Source organism: Bradyrhizobium sp. CIAT3101 (genome assembly GCF_029714945.1).
GTDB lineage: Bacteria > Pseudomonadota > Alphaproteobacteria > Rhizobiales > Xanthobacteraceae > Bradyrhizobium.
The window spans coordinates 4,320,237-4,339,949 of sequence record NZ_CP121634.1 but is presented as its reverse complement, the minus strand read 5'-3'; the positions used below and the strand labels follow the sequence as shown (position 1 = coordinate 4,339,949).

Annotated in this window: 19 protein-coding genes; 14 read left to right on the top strand and 5 right to left on the bottom strand. The window is 64.8% G+C overall.

The window, feature by feature from the left end:
* Positions 1 to 74: 74 nt before the first annotated feature.
* The 5 genes from glp (at position 75) to QA645_RS20410 (ending at position 4,329) form a co-directional block, all read left to right on the top strand.
* Positions 75 to 1,286 (top strand): gephyrin-like molybdotransferase Glp, encoded by a 1,212-nt coding sequence (glp, locus tag QA645_RS20430; RefSeq protein WP_283052607.1) that lies wholly within the window; start codon positions 75 to 77, stop codon positions 1,284 to 1,286.
* Between the two features lie 176 nt (positions 1,287 to 1,462).
* Positions 1,463 to 2,164: a transcriptional repressor LexA gene (gene lexA / locus QA645_RS20425; RefSeq protein ID WP_014494969.1), complete on the top strand. Its 702-nt coding sequence runs from the start codon at positions 1,463 to 1,465 to the stop codon at positions 2,162 to 2,164.
* A 177-nt stretch (positions 2,165 to 2,341) separates the two neighbouring features.
* Positions 2,342 to 2,545, top strand: coding sequence for a hypothetical protein (locus tag QA645_RS20420; protein ID WP_283052604.1), 204 nt, complete (start codon positions 2,342 to 2,344; stop codon positions 2,543 to 2,545).
* Positions 2,546 to 2,739: 194 nt separating this feature from the next.
* Positions 2,740 to 3,174, top strand: a complete 435-nt coding sequence (locus QA645_RS20415) for a hypothetical protein (RefSeq protein ID WP_254131770.1) — start codon at positions 2,740 to 2,742, stop codon at positions 3,172 to 3,174.
* A 213-nt stretch (positions 3,175 to 3,387) separates the two neighbouring features.
* Complete coding sequence (locus QA645_RS20410) at positions 3,388 to 4,329, top strand: GAF domain-containing protein (protein ID WP_283052602.1); 942 nt, start codon at positions 3,388 to 3,390, stop codon at positions 4,327 to 4,329.
* A gap of 9 nt (positions 4,330 to 4,338) precedes the next feature.
* Here the strand turns inward: QA645_RS20410 and QA645_RS20405 are convergent, their stop codons facing one another.
* The 4 genes from QA645_RS20405 to QA645_RS20390 all read right to left on the bottom strand — a co-directional run bounded on the left by QA645_RS20405 (position 4,339) and on the right by QA645_RS20390 (position 9,149).
* Positions 4,339 to 6,639 (bottom strand): ComEC/Rec2 family competence protein, encoded by a 2,301-nt coding sequence (locus tag QA645_RS20405; protein WP_283052600.1) that lies wholly within the window; start codon positions 6,637 to 6,639, stop codon positions 4,339 to 4,341.
* 98 nt (positions 6,640 to 6,737) lie between these two features.
* A complete protein-coding gene (locus QA645_RS20400) occupies positions 6,738 to 6,971 on the bottom strand; it encodes a DUF2171 domain-containing protein (protein WP_015685840.1) in 234 nt (77 codons plus the stop codon).
* Positions 6,972 to 7,059: 88 nt separating this feature from the next.
* Entirely contained in the window at positions 7,060 to 7,446 is a 387-nt protein-coding gene (locus QA645_RS20395; protein ID WP_283052599.1) for a nuclear transport factor 2 family protein, read from the bottom strand.
* 26 nt (positions 7,447 to 7,472) lie between these two features.
* The gene (locus QA645_RS20390) at positions 7,473 to 9,149 is read right to left on the bottom strand and encodes a glutamine--tRNA ligase/YqeY domain fusion protein (RefSeq protein ID WP_283052597.1); all 1,677 of its coding nucleotides are present in this window, start codon (positions 9,147 to 9,149) and stop codon (positions 7,473 to 7,475) included.
* 155 nt (positions 9,150 to 9,304) lie between these two features.
* Between QA645_RS20390 and gltX the strand changes: the two genes are divergently transcribed.
* Together gltX and gltA are read left to right on the top strand one after the other, a co-directional pair.
* Positions 9,305 to 10,744 (top strand): glutamate--tRNA ligase, encoded by a 1,440-nt coding sequence (gltX, locus tag QA645_RS20385; protein ID WP_283052595.1) that lies wholly within the window; start codon positions 9,305 to 9,307, stop codon positions 10,742 to 10,744.
* 156 nt (positions 10,745 to 10,900) lie between these two features.
* Positions 10,901 to 12,205 (top strand): citrate synthase, encoded by a 1,305-nt coding sequence (gltA, locus tag QA645_RS20380; RefSeq protein WP_254131792.1) that lies wholly within the window; start codon positions 10,901 to 10,903, stop codon positions 12,203 to 12,205.
* Between the two features lie 63 nt (positions 12,206 to 12,268).
* Here the strand turns inward: gltA and QA645_RS20375 are convergent, their stop codons facing one another.
* Complete coding sequence (locus tag QA645_RS20375) at positions 12,269 to 12,745, bottom strand: SgcJ/EcaC family oxidoreductase (protein ID WP_283052592.1); 477 nt, start codon at positions 12,743 to 12,745, stop codon at positions 12,269 to 12,271.
* A 200-nt stretch (positions 12,746 to 12,945) separates the two neighbouring features.
* Between QA645_RS20375 and QA645_RS20370 the strand changes: the two genes are divergently transcribed.
* From QA645_RS20370 to QA645_RS20340, 7 genes are all read left to right on the top strand, one after another.
* The gene (locus QA645_RS20370) at positions 12,946 to 13,356 is read left to right on the top strand and encodes a GFA family protein (RefSeq protein ID WP_283052590.1); all 411 of its coding nucleotides are present in this window, start codon (positions 12,946 to 12,948) and stop codon (positions 13,354 to 13,356) included.
* Between the two features lie 107 nt (positions 13,357 to 13,463).
* Entirely contained in the window at positions 13,464 to 14,642 is a 1,179-nt protein-coding gene (locus QA645_RS20365; protein WP_283053273.1) for an ROK family transcriptional regulator, read from the top strand.
* 94 nt (positions 14,643 to 14,736) lie between these two features.
* Positions 14,737 to 16,023 carry an ABC transporter substrate-binding protein gene (locus tag QA645_RS20360; protein ID WP_254131795.1) on the top strand — a complete coding sequence of 429 codons (1,287 nt, stop codon included), beginning with the start codon at positions 14,737 to 14,739 and terminating at the stop codon, positions 16,021 to 16,023.
* Positions 16,020 to 16,949, top strand: a complete 930-nt coding sequence (locus QA645_RS20355; RefSeq protein WP_283052586.1) for a sugar ABC transporter permease — start codon at positions 16,020 to 16,022, stop codon at positions 16,947 to 16,949. The genes QA645_RS20360 and QA645_RS20355 overlap by 4 nt, the downstream gene beginning before the upstream one ends.
* Positions 16,942 to 17,799, top strand: coding sequence for a carbohydrate ABC transporter permease (locus tag QA645_RS20350; RefSeq protein WP_254131797.1), 858 nt, complete (start codon positions 16,942 to 16,944; stop codon positions 17,797 to 17,799). Before QA645_RS20355 ends, QA645_RS20350 begins: the two co-directional genes overlap by 8 nt.
* A gap of 10 nt (positions 17,800 to 17,809) precedes the next feature.
* Entirely contained in the window at positions 17,810 to 18,925 is a 1,116-nt protein-coding gene (locus QA645_RS20345) for an ABC transporter ATP-binding protein (protein ID WP_283052583.1), read from the top strand.
* Entirely contained in the window at positions 18,922 to 19,689 is a 768-nt protein-coding gene (locus tag QA645_RS20340) for an SDR family oxidoreductase (RefSeq protein ID WP_283052582.1), read from the top strand. The genes QA645_RS20345 and QA645_RS20340 overlap by 4 nt, the downstream gene beginning before the upstream one ends.
* Positions 19,690 to 19,713 lie beyond the last annotated feature (24 nt).

Below are 19,713 nucleotides of genomic sequence, written 5' to 3'. Positions count from 1 at the left end.
TGCCTCCTTGCCTGCACTCGGCTAGAACTCTCGCCGCTGATTTGCCCGAACGGGCGTAGCTGGAGTTTTTCACCGTGGCCCTCATGCCGGTTTCTGACGCGCTCGCCGCGGTGCTCGCCGGTGCGGAGCCACTGCCTGAAGAGACGGTCGCGCTCGAGGCGGCCTTTCATCGCGTGCTCGCACGCGACGTCGCGGCGCGGCGGACGCAGCCGCCCCAGGCGATGTCGGCGATGGATGGCTATGCCGTCCGCGCAGCCGATGCGGCGAAGATTGACACGCAGCTTACCGTCGTTGGCGAGGTCGCTGCAGGACGGCCGTTTGCAGGAATGGTCGGCGCCGGTGAAGCCGTGCGGATCTTCACCGGTGGCGTCGTTCCCGAGGGCGCAGATGCGGTCGTGATCCAGGAAGACACTGTCGCTGACGGCAGGCACATCGCGATCAAGGAGGCAGCCCTCACCGGGCGGCACATCCGCCCGGCCGGCATCGATTTCTCCGAGGGCGACGTGCTCCTGCGCAAGGGCGCCAGGCTCACCGAGCGCGACCTCGCGCTCGCCGCCGGCATGAACCACCCGCAATTGGCCGTCCGCCGCCGCCCGAAGGTCGCGATTCTCGCGACCGGCGACGAGTTGGTGATGCCGGGCAGCACGCCGGGCCACGGCCAGATCGTCTATTCCAACGGCTACGCCCTGCATGCGCTCGCCCGCAGCGAGGGTGCCGACACCATCGACCTCGGCATTGCGGCCGACACGCTCGCCGCCACCACGGCCGGCATCCGCCGCGCGCGCGACTCCGGTGCCGACATCCTGATCACGACCGGCGGCGCCTCGGTCGGCGACCACGATCTGGTGCAGCAGGCGCTGAAGGACGAAGGCACCTCGATGGCGTTCTGGAAGATCGCGATGCGGCCGGGCAAACCGATGATGAATGGACAGCTCGGGGCGATGCGCGTGATCGGCCTGCCAGGCAATCCCGTGTCATCCTACGTGTGCGGCTTCCTGTTCATGGTGCCGCTGATTCGCGCGTTGTCCGGCCGTTCGATGGTTCATCACCGCCGCGAACGCGCCGTGCTCGGCCGCGACGTCGCCGCCAATGACCAGCGCGAGGATTATCTGCGCGCGCGCCTCGATCTGCGTGATGACGGCACGCTCGTCGCGCTTCCCGTCAACCACCAGGACTCCTCGCTGCTTGCAAATCTCGCTGCGGCACAGGCACTTCTCGTGCGCGCGCCGTTCGCGCCGAAGGCCGAAGCGGGCGCGCCTTGCGAGGTGCTGCGACTGCCCGCCTGAGCGCATCGTTCGCAACCGTTCCGCGAACTTTGCCGCGTTCACGGTAAATTAAGCAGTTGCGGAACATGTATCGAACATATAGTGTCCGTTCATGATTTGTTTCGAGCATGTAGCGGCTTATCGCTGAATTCAGCGTCTCGGAATCGAACGACATCAACCGGGGGATTTTGGTCGAGATGTTAACGCGCAAACAGTACGAGCTCCTGCGGTTCATCAGCGAGCGCCTGAAGGAAAGCGGCGTGCCGCCCTCCTTCGACGAGATGAAGGACGCGCTCGATCTGCGCTCGAAATCAGGCATCCATCGCCTGATCACTGCGCTCGAGGAGCGCGGCTTCATCCGCCGCCTGCCCAACCGCGCCCGCGCCATCGAGGTGATCAAGCTGCCCGAGCTCCAGGCCGCCGCCGGCAGCCGCCGCGGCTTCACGCCGAGCGTCATCGAGGGCAATCTCGGCAAGGTGCGTACGACGTCGAGCCCGCCCGCCGACGAGGGCGAGCGGCCCGTGGCGGTGCCCGTGATGGGCCGGATCGCGGCCGGTACGCCGATCGAGGCTTTGCAAACTCGCAGCCACACCATCAGCGTCCCGCCCGACATGCTCGGCTCGGGCGAGCACTACGCGCTCGAAGTACGCGGCGACTCCATGGTGGAGGCCGGCATTCTCGACGGCGACATGGCGTTGATCCAGCGCAACGAGAGCGCCGACACCGGCGACATCGTGGTCGCCCTGATCGACGACGAGGAAGCAACGCTCAAGCGTTTCCGCCGCCGCGGCGCCTCGATTGCGCTCGAGCCGGCGAATGCGGCCTATGAGGTCCGCATCCTGCCGCCCAACCGGGTCAAGATCCAGGGCAAGCTGATCGGGCTGTACCGGAAGTACTGAGCGCGTCGCAATCGGCGACCGCAATCAACGATTGGAGCGGACGATTGTCCGCTCCGGCTGGATAGTCTTTCTGGTTTTGCACAGATTATCCGGCCCCCTCTCCAGCGCTACATCCTCGGCACGCCGCAACGAAGCACGCATCGCTTCGCAGGCCTTTCAGAGACCGAGGAGATCACCTTGCGCAAGATCGTTTTGAGCGCCGTCACGATGGCGCTGATTGCAGCATCAGCGTCTCAGGCTTTCGCCGCACAGCAGCAGCACCGTGCCCGCAAGGAACCGCAAGCGACGAGCGCGCAATTCGGCGATGCCCGCAACGCGGTCGAGCGGCCATCACAACCGGCCTGGCCATACTCCGGTTGGTCGGCGCCCGCAGGCCGCTGAGGCAACGCGCTGTTCGAATGCACGAGAGCAGGCTTTGTTCCTCGCGCATTTGAAAAAGATAATGTGATCGCGCTCTGCGGATGCGAGCCGCAGATTTGCCCACAAACAAGCATAAGATCGCGGCCTTCCACTCTGATAGGGGCCTGCGCCTCAGCGGAGGCGCGGGTGCTCTATCCCGATTGAGGAGCACCCCGATGTGTGACTACAGCCTGCATGCTGTCGCGACGCGCCCCGCAGAAGTGGGCGAGACGATCGTCACGACAACCTTCCGCGGCACCTCGACGCGCGGCTTCGCCTCCGAAGCCGACATGTCCGTCGCGGTCTGCCTGCTTCCGGGAACGGAGCTCGCCTTCGCCGACAACGTCCGCTACGACAATCGCTGGATCTGGACCCGCACCGTCAATTCGCGCGTCGGCAAGTTCGGCAAGGTCGATCCGCACATTCCCGATCGTCATCACGACGCGATCGAATTCCCCGACGGCAAATACGTGCTGGTGACGCAGCTCGTCGAAGGCCAGCGCGCAACCGTCCTGCAACTGCCCGTGACGCAGCCGCTCGGCGAGCGCGAGCACAAGCCGCAGATCAGCGCCGACAGGCCGCCGACCATCACCCGCCTGCCGATCGGCTGACGACGCCATCCCCGGCCGACAGGTCGGGCCAGGATCGAGATGTCCATCGCCGGCCGCGGTCGGCGAGATGGATTGGTTTGCGTCTGTGGAAATCATGAGCTCATCGCGCCAGCAAGTCGCACGAAGTTTGCGCTGCCTTGCCTGAATTTTGAACGTCCGCTCCGCAAGCAAATGGCCGATGCTGTTTGCAGCTTGAGGCAGCGGACAGGCTCGATGAAAACCTTCATTCGCGTCGTTGAACTCTGGGTGCCTGATCCAACGCGGACGCGGCTGGAATTCGGCGGCGGCCTCTACAGCGAAGGCCTGTCCGCGTTCAAGGCTGGCAGCGAGGATTTGCGCTTCGGATATGACGAGGGCCTTCCCGGCAAGGCCTGGGCGAGCGGCCATCCCGTGATCCTCACAAAGTTCGCCAACTCCTATTTCAAGCGGACCGACCAGGCTCTCGAAGCCGGCCTGACCTGCGGGGTCGCCGTGCCGGTGTTTGCCGGCGAATTCCTGCAAGCCGTCATGGTGCTGTTCTGCGGCGACGACGAGGCCCATGTCGGCGCGATCGAGCTCTGGCACAACGATGCCGAACTCTCGCACGAGATCGCGCTCGTCGACGGCTACTACGGCAGCGCCGACATGTTCGAGTTCAACTCCCGTCACACCAGATTTTCGCGCGGCTTCGGCCTGCCCGGACGCACCTGGAAAGCGGGCCTGCCGCTGATCATCAGGGATCTGCACGACGCCAAGAGTTTCCTGCGTTGGGAGGACGCCGCCAAGGTCGGGATCAATCTCGGCGTCGGCGTGCCCTACCGCACCGGCACCGACCGGACCTGGGTGCTGACGTTCCTCTCCGCGCAGGCGACGCCCATTGCGCGCCGCTTCGAGATCTGGGTCCCGAACGAAGCCCGATCAGTGCTGGTGTTTCGCGCCGGCGATTGCAGCGCCCAGACCGACCTCGCCGCGCTCTATGCGCAGAGATCGATCGCCAGGGGCGAAGGCAGTATCGGCGGGGCCTGGGCCACCGGCATGCCCGCGCTCAACGACGACCTCGCGCATGACGGCTCGATCGCCGCCGTGGGGGCTCGCGCAGCCGGGCTGAGCCGGATGGTGGTCCTGCCGGTGATCGGCAACGGCAGGCTCGAAGCGATGCTGGCCTGGTATCTCTAGCCAGCCAGCTCAATCCTCGGCCTGCTGATCGGCCTCCGAGGGCGTTGCGTCCTTGCTGCGCGGCGCGGCCGTCTTCGGCGCAAGGCTTCCGTCGAAATCGTCCGCACCGGCCGCCGCCGGCGACCAGGGGCGGTTTGCGCCCCTCGCCCTCACGCCCTGAACCGCAAAACCGTCGCCACGCTGCGTTAGCGCCAGTGCGCCCTGGCGCGCGAGACGCGATCGATCGACCACCATCGCGGCGCAATCCGGCGGCGCCGGCCTTGCCGTCACGACCAGCGCGGCGCGACTGCAATCATCAGCCAGCGCGTCGATGCGCAGCGCCTGCGCAACCATGCGGCCGTCGGCGAGTGGCGTCACACAGCCGGACTCGTCGCACGACACGCCGTCACCGAGCGAGGCGCTGGCGGCATCGCGCGGGTCGGCGTCCGCGGCCAACCATTCCTTCAGCAGGAAGTTGTCCTTGTTGGTCCGCATCAGATGCAACTGGCCGTCCCTGCCCCGCACGGCGACGTTCTGGCCGTCACCGGCGATGAGGATGTCGGGTTGCCGGACCGACAGACCCCAGATGGTTGCCGCGGCGAGCACGAACGCGCCCGACCAGCGCAGCGGCGTGCGCAGCAGGCCCATTAGGACAAGGCCGAGGCTCGCGGCGATCAACGGCGCCATACCAAAGGCCGGGAGGCGGCCGATCGCGCCCGGCAGTGCCGCCACCCAGCGCGTGACCGCGATCATCCAGTCGATGCCAATCCCCATCAGCCACCAGAACACACCGTCGAGCCCGAATGGAGCCGCGAGCAATCCCAGTAGTCCCGCCGGCATCACCAGCGCCGACACCACCGGCATCGCGCCGAGATTGGCGAGCACGCCGTAGGGCGTGACGCGGTGGAAATGGAAGGCGGCATAGGGCGTGGTCGCAAGCCCCGCGATCATCGAGGCCATGAACAGCATCGCGATCTCGCGGCCGCCCCATAGCGCGATGCGCGCGGTCGTCGAATGATCGGGCGAGGCAAACAGGTTCGGCATGCCGATCTGCACCAGCGCGACCAGCCCAAGCGTCGCCGCGAAGGACATCTGGAAGCTTGGATGCACCAGCGCCTCAGGCGCGACCGCGAGCACGATCAGCGCGGCCACCGCCAGCGTGCGGAACGTGATGGCGCGGCGGTCGACCATGACAGCGATCAGCACCACGGCGGTCATGAAGAACGACCTTTGGGTCGCGACCTCCGCGCCCGAGAGCAGCAGATAGAACGCGGATGCGACCAGCGCCGCGGCCGCCGACCATTTCTTGATGGGGAAGCCCACCGCCAGCCCGGGGATCAGCGCCAGCAGCGCGCGAACCGCGAAGAAGACGACGCCCGCGACCACGGCCATGTGGTAGCCGGAGATCGACAGAACATGGCCGAGGCCGGAGATGAACATCGCGTCGTTGACGGGCGTGGTGATCGCATCGCGGCGCCCGGTCAAAAGCGCAGTCGCGATCGCGCGGTTGTCGCCATCGAGCGTGGCGCGGATGCGCGCATCGATCGCATCGCGCAGGCCTTGCATGACCGCCGCATAGCGCAACCGCAGGCCGCCGGCATCGGGCGGCGTCACGGACGCGATCGCTCCCATCACGAAACCGGAGGCGCCGATGCCCTGGAAGAACATGTCGCGCGAGAAATCGTAGCTGCCCGGCCGCAATGGCGACAGCGGCGGCATCAGCCGCGCCTTCAGCTGCACGAAGCTGCCGACATCGGGCGCCGTGCCCTTGCGCACGGAGAGACGGACGCGATCGAGCTTCACGTCGCTGCGCTGCGCCTCCATCGCGGTGACGCGCAGCACGAAACGGTCGGTGCGTTCGCGGATGTCGCGGGTCTCGACGAAGCCCGACAGCGTTACCGAATAAAGCGGCCTTGCGAGCACCGTGTGCGCGATGCGCGCCGTCTTCCACGTCGCCATCGCAAAGCCGGCCGCGACCGCCGCGATCATGATCGCGGGCGCAAACCACCGGCTTCGCCGCAACAGGACGGCACCGAGCGCAAGCGCCACCGCCGTCGCGGCAGCGACCCACAGCACCGGCTCATGATCGGCGGCGAAGTAGAGCGCGATGCCGCAGCCGAAGGCGGTGGGCACCCAGGGAAACAGTCGCCCGGCGCCGGCTTCGGCCTTTGCCCATTCGCGCAGCCGCCCGACTGCCGCAGGCCAAACGCCAAAGCCTGTCGGCGCAAAGCCGCCGGCCGACGCGGTCCGGCCGGTCGTCGGCCAAGTCCCTGCAATCGGGGCCCCGGCAATACCCTGCGAGGCACGCTGTGGCCGGCCCGGCTCCGCCATTCCTTGGCAACCCCTGCGATACGCGACGGGTGCAGATGCTACCGGAACGTGCAGTTACGCGAATAGCGGTACGGATCAGGAACGAAGGGGCCGCAGCCCTACTTTTCCTCTTCCATCGTCACGGCGACATCCGCCTTGGCCGAGAGCCGGACCTTGTTGCCCTCGACGCCGGCGACCAGACCCTTGTCGATGAAATGGTGATGGCCCTTGTGGCTGCCCTCGCCGCTGTCCTTCTTGGTCAGCTTGATGCGGTTGCCTTCGACCTTGTCGACCGTGCCGACATGGACGCCGTCGGCACCAATGACTTCCATATGCTCTGCGATGTTCTGCATCGTGGGATCCTTGTTTGGACCCACACAACGCACCGGGAGCACGTTCGTTGCTTCGCAGGAATGACGATGCCGTGTGGCAATGCGCCTGTCAGATCAACGGCGCCTTGGCCGACGCATGGTGATTGACGATCTTCCAGTCGCCATCGTCGCGGATGATGACCCAGCTCATCTTGACGACGAGATCGGGCCGCTCGCCGGCGAGGTCAAAATTGATGGTTGCCCCCATGTTGATCAGGTCCGGCCCAGCATACGACGCCTGGACCTCGGAAAAAGCCGCGCTCGGCTTGCGCCAGCGCGGCAGGCCGTTGAAATAGTCGGCGACGCCGTCCCTGCCCCGATAGAGTTTCGGGTTGGAGCCGAAGAAGAACGCATTGCTGGAGTACAGCGATGACAGCGCAGCCGCATCGAGGCTCGCGAAGCCGGCACACCATTTCGCGATGATGGCGGAAACGATGGTGTCGGCCTCACTGGTCATTTGTCGTCCCCTCAGCCCTTGTCGCTTCAGCCTTTGGCGACTTCCTTCGCGAAGGTGTCGCGCAGGCCGATGGTGCGTGAAAACACCGGCTTGCCGGGCGTCGAGTCCTTGTCGCGCACGAAATAGCCCTGGCGCTCGAACTGCATCGGCTCGGTGGAATTGCTCTCGGCGACCGATGCCTCGATCCGCGCGTCGGCCAGGATCTCCAGCGACTGCGGGTTGAGATCGGCCGCGAAGTTCGAGGCATCCGGGCTCGGATTGGCGAACAGCTGGTTGTAGATGCGGATCTCCGCAGGCACGGACGTCGCCGCCGGCAGCCAGTGCATGGTCGCCTTGACCTTGCGGCCGTCGGGCGCGTTGCCGCCCTTGGTCGCGGGATCGTAGGTGCAGCGCAGCTCCACCACGTCACCCTTGTCATTCTTGATCACGCCGGTGCACTTGATGAAATAGGCGTAGCGCAGCCGCACCTCGTTGCCCGGCGACAGGCGGAAGAACTTCTTCGGCGGGTTCTCCATGAAGTCGTCCTGCTCGATATAGAGCTCACGACCGAACGTGATCTTCCGCGTCCCCGCCGACGGATCGTCCGGGTGATTGATGGCCTCGAGTTCCTCGCTCTGCCCTTCCGGATAGTTCTCGATCACCACCTTGAGCGGCCGCAGCACGCCCATGCGCCGCTGCGAGGTGCGGTTCAGCTCCTCGCGGATGCAGAACTCCAGCATGCCGACATCGACCACGCTGTTGGCCTTGGCGACGCCGATGCGCTTGATGAATTCGCGCAGGGCGGCCGGCGGCACGCCGCGGCGGCGCATGCCCGCCATGGTCGGCATGCGTGGATCATCCCAGCCGGCGACGTGGCCGTCGCGGACGAGCTGGGTCAGCACACGCTTGGACAGCAGCGTGTAGGTGATGTTGAGCCGCGCCATTTCGTACTGGTGCGGCTTGGACGGCACCGGCAGCTTCTCGATGAACCAGTCATAGAGCGGCCGGTGGTCCTCGAACTCCAGCGTGCAGATCGAATGCGTGATGCCCTCGATCGCATCCGACTGGCCGTGGGCATAGTCGTAGCTCGGATAGATGCTCCACGTGGTGCCGGTGCGCGGATGGTGCGCATGCAGGATCCGGTACAGCACGGGATCGCGCAGGTTGATGTTGCCCGCGCCCATGTCGATCTTCGCCCGCAGCACGCGCGCGCCGTTCGGGAATTCGCCGGCCTTCATGCGCCGGAACAGGTCGAGATTCTCGTCGACGCTGCGGTCGCGGAACGGCGAGTTCTTGCCCGGCTCGGTCAGCGTGCCGCGCGAGAGGCGGATGTCCTCCTGGGACTGGTCGTCGACATAGGCGAGCCCGTCATGGATCAGCTTCTCCGCCCATTCGTACAGGCGATCGAAATAGTCCGAGGCGTAGAACAGGTTCTTGCCCCAGTCGTAGCCGAGCCAACGCACGTCGGCCTGAATGGAGTCGATATATTCCTGCTCTTCCTTGACCGGATTGGTGTCGTCGAAGCGCAGATGGCAGCGGCCCGGAAACTCCTGGGCGATGCCGAAATTCAGTGCAATCGACTTGGCGTGGCCAATGTGCAGATAGCCGTTCGGCTCCGGCGGGAACCGGGTGACGATCTCCTTGTACTTGGCCTGATCGAGGTCGGCCTGGATGATGTCACGAATGAAATCGCGCCCAACCTCAGTCGCCACCGGTTCTGTCATTACGAAAATCCTGTAGGGAAATCAGCGGCTCTTCTGCCAAATTCGCTTGGCTGAGCCAAGGGGTTAAGCGAGCCCTTGAGCGGTCGCTGCCGGGCTTTAGTTATGCTCCGGTCCTGTTATATACCACCGCCTCCAATGCATAGGCCCTGCCAAGAATGACCGATTCCGTCGTCACCCGCTTCGCTCCCTCGCCGACCGGCTTCCTCCATATCGGGGGGGCCCGCACGGCGCTGTTCAACTGGCTCTATGCGAAGAAGCACGGCGGCAAGATGCTGCTCCGGATCGAGGACACCGACCGGGAGCGCTCCACCGAGGCTGCGATCGGAGCGATTCTGGACGGGCTGAAATGGCTGGAGCTCGGCTGGGATGGCGACGTCATCTACCAGTTCAGCCGCGCCGCCCGTCACCGCGAGGTCGCCGAGCAGCTGCTGGCCGACGGCAAGGCCTACCGCTGCTACGCCACCGCCGAGGAGCTCACCGCGATGCGGGAGAAGGCGCGCGCGGAGGGCCGAACCCGCCTCTATGACGGCCTATGGCGCGATCGCGATCCGGCAACCGCCCCCTCCGACGTCAAGCCGACCATCCGCCTGCGCGCGCCGCAGACCGGCGAGACCGTGATCGAGGACCAGGTCCAGGGCCGCGTGGTCTGGCAGAACGAGAACCTCGACGACCTCGTCCTGCTGCGCGGCGATGGCAATCCGACCTACATGCTCGCAGTGGTCGTGGACGACCACGATATGGGCGTCACCCACGTCATCCGCGGCGACGACCATCTGATCAACGCCGCCCGCCAGAAGCAGATCTACGATGCGATGGGCTGGGCGCTGCCGAACATGTCCCACATCCCCCTGATCCACGGTCCGGACGGCTCGAAACTGTCCAAGCGCCACGGCGCGCTCGGCGTCGACGCCTACCGCGCCATGGGGTACCTCCCGGCCGCGCTCCGCAACTACCTCGTCCGCCTCGGCTGGAGCCATGGCGACCAGGAGATCTTCTCGACCGAGGAGATGATCGCCGCGTTCGATCTCGCCAATGTCGGCCGCGCCGCCGCCCGCTTCGACTTCGCCAAGCTCGAGAACCTCAACGGCCATTACATCCGCCACGCCGACGATCAATCACTCGTGAAGCTGTTCGAGGACGTGCTCGACCACGTCGTGCCCGCCCGCGACGAGATTAAGGCGAAGTTAAACGACACCACGCGCGGCCAGCTGCTCAAGGCCATGCCGGCCCTGAAGGAGCGCGCCAAGACGCTGATCGAACTGATTGACGGCGCCTATTTCATCTTCGCCGACCGCCCGCTGCAGCTCGATCCGAAGGCGGCAGCCCTGCTGACGCCCGAGAACCGCAAGCTGATCGGCCAGCTTCATTCCGCGCTGGAGAATGTCGAGACCTGGAGCGGCGCCACCACGGAGGCGGCGCTACGCGCTTTTGCGGAGGAAAATAGTCTCAAGCTCGGCGCGGTCGCCCAGCCCTTGCGCGCGGCGCTGACCGGTCGGACCACGTCGCCTGGCATATTTGAGGTTTTGGACGTGCTGGGGCGCGAGGAAAGCCTCGCCCGGCTTCAGGATCAGTCCAAGGACCAGACTAAGACGTAAGTAGGCCATGGGCAGACCATGGCTGCCATGATCTTGCAGCGCACACAGCAATAATATACCCATCTCCCCGTACATTCTGGAACATCCGGCCTGCCCCATCTTCTCGCTTGGGGGCCTCCGGCTCCGGCCCGTTTCACCATACATCGGGGACCTCTGATGGACGCAAAAGAAACCAACAAGACCGCCACGCTGACGGTCGGAAACAAGAATTACGATCTTCCGATTCACAGCGGCAGCGTCGGACCTGATGTCATCGATATCGGCAAGCTGTACGGCCAGTCCGGCCTGTTCACCTACGATCCCGGCTTCACCTCGACCGCGAGCTGCCAGTCCAAGATCACCTATATCGACGGTGACGCGGGCGTGCTGGAATACCGCGGCTACCCGATCGAGCAGCTCGCCGAGAACGGCGACTTCCTCGAGACCTGCTATCTGCTGCTCTACGGGAACCTGCCGACCGCCGCGCAGAAGAAGGATTTCGACGACCGCGTGATCCATCACACGATGGTGCACGAGCAGATGGCCCGCTTCTTCCAGGGCTTCCGCCGCGACGCCCATCCGATGGCCGTCATGGTCGCTTCGGTCGGCGCGCTTGCCGCGTTCTATCACGACTCGACGGATATCAACGATCCGAAGCAGCGCATGATCGCCTCCATGCGCATGATCGCGAAGATCCCGACGCTGGCGGCGATGGCCTACAAGTACACGGTCGGCCAGCCCTTCGTGTATCCGAAGAACTCGCTCTCCTTCGCCGAGAACTTCCTCAACATGTGCTTCGCCGTGCCGTGCGAGGAGTACAAGATCAACCCGGTGCTCGCTGACGCGCTGGACAAGATCTTCATCCTGCACGCCGACCACGAGCAGAACGCCTCGACCTCGACGGTGCGTATCGCCGGCTCCTCCGGCGCCAACCCGTTCGCCTGTATCGCCGCCGGCATCGCCTGCCTCTGGGGCCCGGCGCATGGCGGCGCCAACGAAGCGGCGCTGGCGATGCTTGCCGAGATCGGCACCGTCGACAAGATCCCCGAGTTCATCGCCAAGGTGAAGGACAAGAACTCCGAAGTCCGCCTGATGGGCTTCGGTCATCGCGTCTACAAGAACTACGATCCACGCGCCAAGATCATGCAGAAGATGTGTCACGCCGTTCTCAAGGAGACCGGCCATGGCGACGATCCGATGCTGAAGGTGGCGCTCGAGCTCGAGAAGATCGCGCTCAGCGACCCGTACTTCATCGACCGCAAGCTGTACCCGAACGTCGACTTCTATTCGGGCATCACGCTGAAGGCGATGGGCTTCCCGGTCTCGATGTTCACCGTGCTGTTCGCAGTCGCCCGCACCGTCGGCTGGATCAGCCAGTGGAGCGAGATGATCGAGGATCCGCAGCAGAAGATCGGCCGTCCGCGCCAGCTCTACACCGGCGTCACCCGCCGCGATTACGTCGCGATCAAGGATCGCAAGTAAGGTCGGACGAAAGTATCCAACGGAACGGCGCCATCCCATGATGGCGCCGTTTTTGTTTGCGGACTACTTCTCGGGCATCATGGACGAATGGAGATGGTCGATCTTCCACGCACCGTCTTCATAGCGATAGATGAACGAGTAGCGCGCCTTGACGTCCGACTTGCTCCCGCTGGCCGGGTCCGTCAGCGACACGGTCCACGTCCCGACGCGGCTTGCCGTGCGGCAATCGATCTCGACCGTGGACGTATCGATGCGGCCGACCGGGCTGCTCTTGAGAAACTTCACGAAGTAGTCGTTGACCTCGTCCCGCGTCGTCCTCGGCGTGTTCGAGACGGTCGCGAGCAAGACAGGATGCTTCGTGAAAAGGGCGGTGACCTTGGCAGGATCCTTTGTCGCCCATGCGCCATTGAACGTCGCAAACAGCGCCTCGATCTGTCCCTCGTTCGCGACAGGACAATTCTGGCTCTTGGCCTGCGCGCCGTTGGCGGCACCCGCAATCATGACAAGAGCAACGGACGCGAGCTTAACATTCCTTAACATAAACCTGCTGACTCCTCTGTTTCAGGCCAACAGCAGCTAGGAAGTTCCGGGCGGAACAAAAGAGCCGAAGGGCTAGACGAGTTGCGCATGCGTGATCTTGCCGCTCCCCTCTTGCAGCGATGACGCCCGCTCTCGTTTCGCCCGAGATATTGTAGGGTGAGCAGCGCAACGTGCCCGCCCGACAAATTTGGAGAATGCCGATGCTCAACGGAAGCTGCCTTTGCGGAGGCGTTGCCTACGAAGTCGACGCGGCCCCGGGCTCCATCGTCCACTGCCATTGCCGGACCTGCCGCAAGACGCACGGCTCAGCCTTCTCCACCGTCACCAACGTTCCTCGCGATCGATTTCGCTGGACGAAGGGCGAGGCGTTACTGCGCGGCTTCGAATCCTCACCCGGCAAGACTCGCTATTTCTGCTCGCAGTGCGGCTCGCACATCGTGGCCTCGCGCGAAGGCCGAGACACGGTGCTGCTACGGATGGGCTGCCTGGACACCCCGATTGCGGAACGGCCCGAAGTCCACATCTGGCGATCGGATGCGTCCAACTGGTACGACCCGAAGGACGAATTGCCGGAATGGTCGGAAGGCACGCGGCCCAAGCCTGCATCCTGATCTTGTTGCCCCGCACAACAACAAGTCCACGCATCACACCGACGAGCGCTTGACAGTTGAAACACTCCGCGCGCAAATTCTTACACTAAGTAAGAATGACGACAGGGATGGAAATGCCGGAGCAGCCGAGAAGTCGGCGGCAGACGCGCGCTGCCATTTTGACCCATCTGCTTCAGTCCGGCGGCTCGTTCCGGCCGCCGCTGGCAAAAGCCGTGCGCCTGTCCGAAGCGAGCCTGTCGCGCATCCTGTTCGACCTGAAAGCCGAAGGCCTGATCGAGGAAGTGCGGCGCCCTGCCCCTTATGTCGGCGGCCCGACCGGCCTGGTGTCGCTCGACCGCACCGTGGCACTTGGGGGGCTCGAGCTGACCGGCCAGTGGCTCAGCGTCGGCGTTGGCGGCCTGTCGGGCGAGTTGCATTACACCGAGCGTGTGTCGCTGCCGAAGAAGCCGACCGTCGAATCCGTCGGCCGCGTGTTTCACGAAGCGCTGGTATTGCTGCGCGACTGGACGCGCCGGCGCCGCATCAGGCTCGCACAGGTCGGCGTCACCGTTCCGGGCCTCGGTCGGCTCAGCGAATTTGGCAATCCGATCATTCCCTGCGACGTCGGACGTATCGGCGACATGTTCGGCGAATTGTTCGCGGGCGTGCCGGTCACCTTCACCAATTCGGTGGTGGCGCACGCCACGTTTCATCGGTGCCGCACGGAAGACTATCCGTTCAGCGACGCGCATCTGTTCGTCTTCGTCGGCCAGGGCGTCGCCGGCGCCTGGCTGGATGATCCGATCGAGGACGACGCGCTCGATCCGGTCGAGCTCGGCCACATGGTCTTCGGCGCTGACGGCCCACGCTGCCGCTGCGGACATCACGGCTGCGTCGAAGCCTATACGTCGCTGCCGGCGCTGGCCGCACTTCTGCGCGTCACCGAAGCGGAATTGGTCCGGCTCGGCAGTGAATGGGTGACCACGATCCCCCTCACGTCGCGGGTGCGGCAGGAACTGCGCCAGCGCCTGTTCAGGCTTGGCCTCGCCATCGGCAATACTTTGAACGTCAAGCCATGCCGCGGCGTTGTCGTCAGCGGGTGGCCATCGCTGCTCGCCGAGGAGGAGCGAAGAGCCGTGATCGAGGGGATCGATGCCTGCTTGCTCGGCGGCCGGAAACTGGCGCAGGTGTCGCTCGCTTTCGTTCCGCCGTCGACCGGCAATGATCCACAGGCCGCATTGGCCTTCGCTGCGCTCTGCCTGGCGAGAAGCGGCGGCATGCCGGCCGCATCGACGGAGGCCGCCTGACATGACCTAAGCCGCGTGCGGCTCACGCACGCCAAGAAAGCGTCAAGAACAGCGCAAAACAGCGCAAAGAACTTCAAACCGGGAGGAACTTGCCATGCCGATCACAACAACAAGGCGTCGTCTGCTCGCTGGATCTGCTGCCGCGCTCGCGCTGCCGGCCTTTGCCCGCGCGCAAGGCGCGGTCAAGCCGCGGCTGACCGCAATCTCGCAATGGTCCGCAGGCAGCGACGGCGCTGCGATCACCGCGCTCGGCAAGAAGTTCGAGGAGAAAGGCGGCGTCTGGCAGCACTCGCCCGTGCCCGGCTTCACCACCGAAATGATGAACAAGCTGCGCGCGCAGATCATCGCCGGCGATCCGCCGGCCTGTTCGCAGCTCAAGGGGCCTGAGATTGCGGCGTGGTCGAAGATTGCTCCGACCGTTGACCTCGACGCCGTGGTCGCCGCTGCCGGCTACGAGAAGGTCGTCGCGCCGGACCTCGCCAAATTGCACAAGCCAGGCGGCAAGTGGATTGCCTTGCCGCTGCAGATCTACGCCACAAACATGCTGTTCCTCTCCAAGCGCGGAATGGACAAGGCCAAGGCCGACAAGGTCCCCGTCACCTGGGCTGACTTCAATGCGCTTGCCGAGAAGATGAAGTCGGCCGGAATGGCCTATCCCATCGCCAACGGCGGCACCCGTCCCGATGACGGGCAAAAGTTCGAGGCATCGTTCGCTGGCATCAGCCCGACGGCATACCGCGCCGCGATCATGAATCTCGACAAGAAGGCGCTGGAAGGCCCCGAGATCAAGGCTGCCTTCGCACAGACACGTAAGATCTCCGAGTGGTGTGACCCCAATATCGGCGCCCAACCCTTTGCCACCAATGCGAAGCGTTTCATCGACGGTGACATGGGCATGTTGATCATGGGCGGCTGGGCGCAAGGCGTGTTGAAAAACGCCGGCTTCAAGCTCGACGACTTCATCATCACCCCCGGCCCCAGCGACAACAGCAAGCCGGTGTTCCTGTTGAATGCCGACGCCTTCATTTTCTGGCAGCGCAAGGAGGCCGATCTGCAGGCCGGCCAGATGCTGATGGCGCAGCTCGTGATGGATCCGGCGATCCAGACCATGTACTCGCAGATCACGGGATCGATCCCGGTCCGCACCGATGTCGATCTGTCCGGTGAAGGCTGGTCGGAAGGTCAACGGCGGACCGCTGCGGCCCTGAAAGACGCTGTCGCCAGCAATCAGGCCGTCCTGAGCGTTGCGCACAACATGGCGCAGGAAAACGGCCTCACCGCCGCAATGATCGACGTCATCACCGAATATGTGAAGAACAAGACGATCAAACCGGAAGAAGGCGTGTCCCGCCTCGCCGAGGCCGTCGAGAGCGCGCGTTGACCAACGCCGTCTCGAAAGCAGTGCAACCGGGCCGGGCGGCGACCTCTGAGATGGTGCGCCGGCTGCCCGAATTTCTGATGATCTGGGTGCCGCTGCTGTTATCAGCAGCGCACCTCATATCGTTTTCGATCTGGACGATCTGGATTTCGTTCACGCCATCCACCCTTATTCCGGTCTCCGGCTGGGTGGGCCTGCGCAACTACACCGCAGTCCTGGCGTCGCGAAACTGGCAGGTTGCCTTCGACAATCTGCTGCTGTTCGGCATCGCCTTCGTGGTGCTCAGCCTGTTCACCGGCCTCCTGCTTGCGATCCTGCTCGATCAGCGGATTCGCGCCGAGAACGTGCTGCGGTCCATTTTCCTCTACCCGCTGGCGGTCTCGTTCGTCGTCACCGGCACGGTCTGGAGCTGGTTGCTCAATCCCGGCATCGGAATCGAGAAGCTCGTCCATGACCTCGGCTGGACCGCCTTCCATTTCGACTGGCTGGTCAACCGCGACATGGCGATCTGGACCATCGTCATCGCGGCGGTCTGGCAATCCTCCGGCTTCGCCATGGCCCTCTTCCTGGCCGGCCTTCGCTCCGTCGATGCCGACATTATCAGGGCCGCGCAGATCGACGGCGCGGGGCCGATCCGAACTTATTGGCGCGTCATCCTGCCGACGCTCTGGCCGATCACCGTCACCGTGATCGTGATCCAGCTGCAATTTGCGATCTCGGCTTTCGACCTGGTCCGCGCATTGACCAACGGCGGCCCGGGAATCGCGACCCAGCTGCCGGCACTCGTCGTCTACGATCTGATGTTCCAGCGCAGCCAGCTTGGCCGCGGCGCCGCGGCGGCGGTTCTGATGTTGCTCATCCTTCTCGCGGTGCTGTTGCCTTATGCGGCATGGCGTTATGTCCAACGACGGCAGTCCACTCATGCGTGACCAAAGCTTCGCGCCGGGCCGCGCTCTGATCTATCTCGTGGTGTCGTTGCTCGCGGCCGCCTGGCTCGCGCCGCTGGTTGTCGTCATCCTCAACTCGCTGCGCACCAACGAGGAGATCGCGCAGGGCTCGATGATCGGTTGGCCGCAACATCTGGCCTGGAGCAATTACGCCATCGCCTGGAGCGGCTTCTGCGTCGCCGAGACCTGCAACGGCATCCGGCCGTATATGCTGAACTCCGCGCTCGTCACGATCCCCGCGACAATTCTTTCCACCCTGCTCGGCGCTGTCGCAGGTTACGCGGTGTCGCTCTGGCGCTTTCGCGGCGACAACTGGATCTACGGTATCGTCACGCTCGGCCTCTTCCTGCCCCAGCAGATGCGCCTGCTCCCCTGGACCATCGTGCTACGCGACATCGGCCTCATCAACTCGCTGACGGGCCTCGTGCTGATCCACACGATCCAGGGTCTCTCGTTCACTGTGCTGTTCTGCCGAAACTATTACGTCGCCATTCCGCATGAATTGATCCGGGCCGCGCGGATCGATGGCGCCGGTTTCTTTCGGATCTTCTGGCGCATCATTCTGCCGCTCTCGCCTCCGATCCTGATCGTCACCGTGATCTGGCAGTTCACCCATATCTGGAACGAGTTCCTCTACGGCGTGACATTCACGACCGGCCAGCAGCAGCCTGTCACGGCGGCGCTGATCGCATTGTCGGCCGCGGTCGCGGATATCCCGAAGCACGGCGTGCAGAGCGCGGCGGTGATCATCGCAGCGCTCCCCACTTTGTTGGTCTACCTCCTCGGCGGCAGGTATTTCGTACGCGGTCTTACTGCCGGGGCCGTGAAATGATGGATGGGTCATGGCAGCACTGAGCATTCGCGCCCTGTCGAAGCGCTACGCCAATCTTGAGGTGCTGCAAGGCATCAACCTCGACATCGAGAGCGGCGAATTCACGGTACTGGTCGGCCCCTCAGGCTGCGGCAAGTCCACGCTTCTCAACATCATCGCCGGACTCGATCGCGCCAGTGACGGCACGATCGAGATCGGCGGGCGCGTCGTCAACGACGTCCCGCCCAAGGACCGCGACATCGCCATGGTGTTCCAGTCCTACGCGCTCTATCCGTCGATGACGGTGCGCCAGAACATCACTTTCGGCATGGAGTGCCGGCACGTCGCCAAGGCGGAGCAGGAGAAGGCGCTGGCGAACGTGGCCAGGCTGCTTCAGATCGAGCCGCTGCTCGGCCGCAAACCGTCGCAACTGTCCGGCGGCCAGCGCCAGCGCGTGGCGATGGGTCGCGCGCTGGTGCGCGATCCCCTGCTGTTCCTGTTCGACGAGCCGCTCTCCAACCTCGATGCCAAGCTGCGCGTTGAGATGCGCATGGAGATCAAGCGGCTGCACCAGCGCATCGGCGCGACCATCATCTACGTCACCCACGACCAGATCGAGGCGATGACCATGGCAACGCGCATTGCCGTGATGCATCGCGGCGTGGTGCAGCAATTCGCCGACCCCGACACGGTGTACCGCTATCCGGCCAATCTGTTCGTCGCCCGCTTCATGGGCTCGCCGCCGATGAACACGATGCCGGCCCGGCTCGAGGCAGACAGCACCGGTCCTGTGGCGGTGATCGGCGCAGGCCGACCGGACGAGGTCCGTCTCCGCCTCCAGGACTACGACGCAGCGACCTCCTATGTCGGCCGCGAGGTGGTGATTGGAATCCGGCCGGAATGCATCGCCGAGGGCGATCGCGTGTTCTCTGGCGCCACGGGCGCGCCGGTCATCGTCACCGCGCCTGTCGAGCTGGTCGAGCCCACCGGCGCAGAGACCATTGTCCTGCTGCGGCTTGGCGGTGAGGCCGCGCAGGCGCGCATCTCGCCGGACATCCGCCCGACGCCGGGCGGGACCGCCTCTTTCGCCCTCGATACCCGCCGCATTTGCCTGTTCGACCCTGAGACGGAGCGACTGATCGCATGACCCAGACGACCTATGCCGACCTCGCCGATCGCGTGGTGGTGATCACCGGAGGCGCCAGCGGCATCGGTGCCGCCTTTACGCGCGCGTTCGCCGCTCAGGGCGCGCGCGTCGCCTTCCTCGACCTCGACACGCAGGCGGGCGAAGCGCTCGCGCGGGACGTGGCGAAGACCTCCGGCACGGCACCGCTGTTCGTGCCCTGCGATCTCATGGATATCGACGCCCTGCGCGCCGCGCTGGCGAAGGTGCAGGGGTCGCTCGGCGATGCCGCAGTCCTCGTCAACAATGCCGCGAACGATCAGCGCCAGGTGCTGGCCGACGTGACGCCGGCCGAGTTCGACTGGACGATCGGCGTCAATTTCAAGCACGTCTTCTTTGCCGCCCAGGCCGTGGTGCCGCAGATGCAGGCGCGCGGCGGCGGTTCGATCGTCAACATGTCGTCGGTCGCCTGGATGCGTGGCGCGCCGGGGCTGCCGGTCTACGCCGCGGCCAAGGCGGCCATCGTCGGCTTCACCAATTCACTCGGCCGCAAGTTTGGCGCCGACCGCATCCGCGTCAACGCGATTGCGCCGGGCATGGTGATCACCGAGCGGCAGCGGAAGCTGTGGTATCCGGACGAGAAGGTCATCACCGAGATGCGCACGCGCCAGGCCATTCCCGACGCGGTAACGCCCGAAGACATCGCGGACATGGCGCTGTACCTTGCCTCCGACGCGAGCCGGCGCATCACGTGCCAGTGTTTCCGGGTGGATGGTGGGCTGGCGTAGATCGTCCGTCGGGCCATTCACATC